1 protein-coding gene is annotated in these 4,960 nt (G+C 72.7%); it reads right to left on the reverse strand.

Annotated elements, in window-relative coordinates; translation table 11 throughout:
* Positions 1–4,960, reverse strand: a 4,960-nt coding sequence (locus ACZ3IC_RS34010) for a type I polyketide synthase (RefSeq protein WP_467422564.1), incomplete at both ends; no start/stop codon positions are given.

The raw sequence follows: 4,960 nt of genomic DNA on the forward strand, positions 1-4,960 counted from the left end.
AGACCGGGGCCTGTGCCAGGTCGGGGGCCTCGCCCTGGGCGGCCGCGATGCCGCCCCGGGTGACCACGATCAGGCGGGCATCGGCGAGTGCGTCGGCCGCCAGCCACTGCTGGAGCAGAGCGAGCGCACCCTCCGTGGTCTCCTGAGCCGACGCGGCGCGCACGCCCTCGGCGACGACGACCTCCGGCACCGGAACCCCGTCCGCGACCGCACGGGCGAGTGCCGCGAGATCCGTGTACGTGTCCCCACCGATCCGCTCGACCCGCAGCGGCGGTACTGCCTCCGGCAGGGCCACCGGGACCCACTCCACCTGGAACAGCGACTCGTGCCCGCCAACGAGACCGGCCGCCGCGCCGAGCTGGGCCCGTGCCACCGGTCGGAAGGCGAGACTGTCCACACCCGCCACGGGCGTGCCGTCGGCGTCGGCGAGGTCGATCCGCAGGGCGTTCTCACCTGCGCGGGCGACCCGTACACGGAGGTACGAGCCAGCCGGGCGCGCCAGGTGGACACCGGACCAGGCGAAGGGGAGCGCGGTCGTCGAGGAGTTCTCGCCGCCGTCGAGCCACTCGAGGCCGCCGTGCAGGGCGGCGTCCAACAGGGCCGGGTGGATGCCGAAGCCCTCGACCGAGGTCCCCTCGGGGAGGCAGAGCTCGGCGTACAGCTCGTCTCCGGAGCGCCAGGCGGTCTGGACACCCTGGAAGAGGGGGCCGTACTCGTACCCGGCGTCCGCCAGCTCCGTGTAGAGGTTGTCCGCTGCCACGGGGACGGCTCCGGCGGGCGGCCAGGCGGTGGGGAGCTCCCGGGCCGGTGCGGCGGGCCCGGCCGTCAGCCGGCCGCGCGCGTGACACACGGCCTCCGAGCCGGAACGGCTGTAGAGGGCGACCTCGCGGTGTCCGTCCTCCTCCGGTTCTCCGATAGTGACCTGGAGCTGGCGGGCGGTGTCGGTGTCCAGGACGAGGGGTGCTTCGAGTACGAGTTCCTCGAGTGCGGGAGTTCCGATGTGTCGGCCGGCGGAGAGTGCGAGCTCGACCAGGGCGGCGCCCGGCACGATCAGCGCGCCGAGGACGATGTGGTCCTCGGTCCAGGGCTGGGACTCGCGGGAGATACGCCCGGAGAACAGCCAGCTGTCCCCGGTACCCACCTGCACGGCGGCAGCCAGCACAGGGTGCCCGAACGAGTCGAGTCCCGCAGAGGTGACGTCGCCCACGCCACCACCGGAGCCGAGCCAGTAGTGCTCGTGCTGGAAGGCGTAGGTGGGCAGGTTGGTGTGCTGGGCGCCGGTGTTGGTGTAGTACGTGTTCCAGTCGACGGGGATGCCGGCGATGTGGGCGTGGCCGAGGAAGGCGGCGAACACGTGCGCCTCGGGCTGGCGGGCGCGCAGTGCGGGGGCGAGGACGGTCCCGTCCTCGTCGTCGAGGCACTGGCGGGTGAGTGCGGTGAGGATGCCGTCGGGGCCGAGCTCCAAGTAGCGGGTCACGCCCTGGTTGTGGAGGGTGCGGATGCCGTCGTGGAAGCGGACGGCGTGGCGGACGTGCTGGACCCAGTAGCCGGGGTCGGTCAGTTCGTCGCTGACGACCTGGCCGGTGACGTTCGAGACCACAGCCGTGCGGGGCTGGTTGAAGGTGAGGCTTTCGGCGATGGTTCGGAACTCGGTGAGCATGGGTTCCATACGGGCCGAGTGGAAGGCGTGGCTGACGCGCAGGCGGGTGGTTTTGCGGCCTTGTTCTTCCCAGTGGGGCAGCCATGTGTCGAGGGCGTCGAGGTCGCCGGAGACGACGATCGAGCGGGGGCTGTTGATCGCGGCGATCTCGAGGCGGCCCTCGAAGCCGGTGAGGGCTTCGGTGACCTCGGATTCGTCGGCTTGGATGGCGGCCATGCCGCCGCCGGTGGGCAGTGCGCCCATCAGTCGGCCGCGGGCGGCGACCAGGGTGCACGCATCCGCGAGGGAGAGAACTCCCGACACGTGTGCGGCGGCGATTTCACCGACGGAGTGGCCGATGAGGTAGTCGGCGTGGATGCCGAGGGACTCGACGAGTCGGTAGAGGGCGACCTCGATGGCGAAGAGGGCGGCCTGGGTGTACTCGGTGGCGTCCAGGGTTGCGTCTTCAGCGGCGAGGAGTTCGCGCAGCGGACGGCCCAGCAGCGGGTCGATCTCGCGGCCAACCTCGTCGAGAGCGGCATCGAACACCGGGTAGGCGGCGGCGAGTTCGAGACCCATCCCCGCGCGCTGGGCGCCCTGCCCGGTGAACAGGAAGGCGGTCTTACCACCCACCGGACGGCCCTGAAAGACCCCCGTTCCGGGCTCGCCGGCGGCCAGCGAGGCCAGGCCCGCGAGGAGTTCCTCCCGGTCACCGGCCACCACCACACCGCGCTGCTCCAACTGCGCCCGGGTGGTGGCGGCTGAGAAACCGACGTCCAGGAGCCCGGATTCCGGTCGGGCGGTCAGGTGGCTGCGTAGGCGTTCCGCCTGCGCCCGCAGTGCGGGACCGGACTTCGCCGACACCACCACCGGCACGGCCGGGAGTTCCCCACCGGTGCCATCCGTGGTCCTTGTGAGGGTAGCCGGGGCCTCCTCGATGATCACGTGGGCGTTCGTGCCGCTGATGCCGAAGGAGGAGACGCCCGCGCGGCGCGGGCGGCCCTCGGAGGCCGGCCACGGCTCGGCCTCGGCCAGCAGACGCACCTCACCGGCGGTCCAGTCCACGTGCGGAGAGGGAGCGTCGAGGTGCAGGGTGCCCGGCAGGGTGGCGTGTTGCATGGCCTTGAGCATTTTGATGACGCCCGCCACGCCCGCGGCCGCAGCCGTGTGGCCGATGTTGGACTTGATCGAGCCCAACCGCAGCGGGCCGTGCTCGCGCTCCTGGCCGTAGGTGGCCAGCAGCGCCTGCGCCTCGATCGGGTCACCGAGACGCGTGCCCGTGCCGTGGCCCTCCACCGCGTCCACCTCGCCCGCCGCGAGCCCCGCGTTGGCCAGGGCCTGGCGGATGACGCGTTCCTGCGCGGGGCCGTTGGGGGCGGTGAGGCCGTTGGAGGAGCCGTCCTGGTTGACGGCGCTGCCGCGCAGGACACCGAGCACGCGGTGCCCGTTGCGGCGGGCGTCCGACAGGCGCTCCAGGACCAGCAGGCCCAGGCCGTCCGAGAAGGAGGTGCCGTCCGCGGCGGCGGAGTACGGCTTGCAGCGGCCGTCCTCGGCCAGACCCTGCTGGCGGCTGAACTCGGTCAGCAGGAACGGGCCGGACATCACCGTGACGCCGCCAGCCAGCGCGAGGGAGCACTCACCGGAGCGCAGGGCCTGCGCCGCCAGGTGCAGGGCGACGAGGGAGGAGGAGCAGGCGGTGTCGACGGACACGGCCGGGCCCTCCAGGCCAAGGGTGTAGGACACCCGGCCCGACAGCACGCTCGTGGTGCTGCCCGCGAGGCGGAAGCCCTCCACCTCGGGCTGCGAGGCACCGCCGCCGTAGTCGCCCATGGCCATCACGCCGCAGAACACGCCGGTCTCGCTGCCCTGCAAGCTCACCGGGTCGATGCCGGCGGCCTCGAAGGCCTCCCAGGCGGCTTCCAGCATCAGCCGCTGCTGCGGGTCCATCGCCAGGGCCTCACGGGGGCTGATGCCGAAGAACCCGGCATCGAACTCGCCCACACCGTCGAGGAATCCGCCGCCCCGGGTGTAGATCTTCCCGGTCTGCTCCGGGTCCGGGTCGTAGAGGCCCTCGCCCCAGCCGCGGTCGTTCGGCAGCGGGGTGATGGCGTCGCGGCCCTCGGCGACGAGCTGCCACAGCTCCTCGGGCGAGGTGACCCCGCCCGGGTAGCGGCAGCTCATGCCGACGATGGCCAGAGGCTCGTCATCGACGGCCTTGCGGGCCGCCCGGGCCGCCGGTCGTGCCTTGGCCGTGTCCGTCCCCCCGGCCTCGCCGAGCAGAAGCGCGGCCACGGCCTGCGGGGTGGGGTGGTCGAAGACGAGGGTGGAGGGGAGTCGTATGCCGCTGGCCTGGGTGAGGCGGTTGCGGAGTTCGACGGCGCCGAGGGAGTCGAGGCCCAGGTCCTTGAAGGCGCGGCCGGGTTCGACCGTGGCCGCTGAGGCGTGGCCGAGTACCGCGGCGGCCTGGGTCCGTACCAGCTTCAGGACCAGACCAGGACGGTCGGCCTCGGCCGTCTCGGCAAGCCGCTGGGAGAGGGAGCCGCCCGCGGGCTGGCTGCGGCGTGCGGGCATCCGTACGAGTCCGCGCAGGAGGGCGGGGAGCAGGCCGGAGCGGGCCTGGTCGCGCAGGGCCGACTGGTCGAGTCGTACGGGTACCAGCTGTGCGGCATCCAGACGCAGTGCGGCGTCGTACAGTTCGAGGCCCTGTTCGGTGGAGAGGCCGGCGAGGCCGGCGCGCTCGAGGCGGGCCAGTTGTGCTTCTCCGAGGGTGGTGGCCATGCCGCCGGCCTCGGTCCACAGGCCCCAGGCGAGGGAGGTCGCCGGGAGCCCGGCGGCGCGGCGGGTGGCTGCGAGGGCGTCCAGGGCCGCGTTGGCGGCGGCGTAGTTGCCCTGACCGGCACCGCCGAGGAGGGCGGATATGGAGGAGAACAGCACGAACGACGCGAGGCCCAGATGTTCCGTCAGCTCGTGGAGGTGCAGAGCGGCTTCGGCCTTGACCTGCAGGACGCGGACGCTCTGGGCCGGGGTGAGGGACTCGATGGTGACGTCGTCGAGGACGCCGACGGCGTGCACGACCGCCGTCAGCGGGCGGTCCAGCGAGCCGATCAGATCTGCGAGTTGAGCACGGTCGGTGACGTCGCAGGCGGCGATGTCCACCTGCGCGCCCAGCTCGGTCAGTTCCGCCACGAGCTCGGCGACGCCGTCGGCGGCGGTGCCACGACGGCTCAGGAGCAGGAGGTGCTTGGCTCCGTAGGCCTGGGCGTAGTGCTTGGCGAAGAGGGCGCCGAGGCCTGCGGTGCCGCCGGTGATCAGGACGGTGCC

The sequence above is a fragment of the Streptomyces sp. NPDC002958 genome, assembly GCF_055563255.1.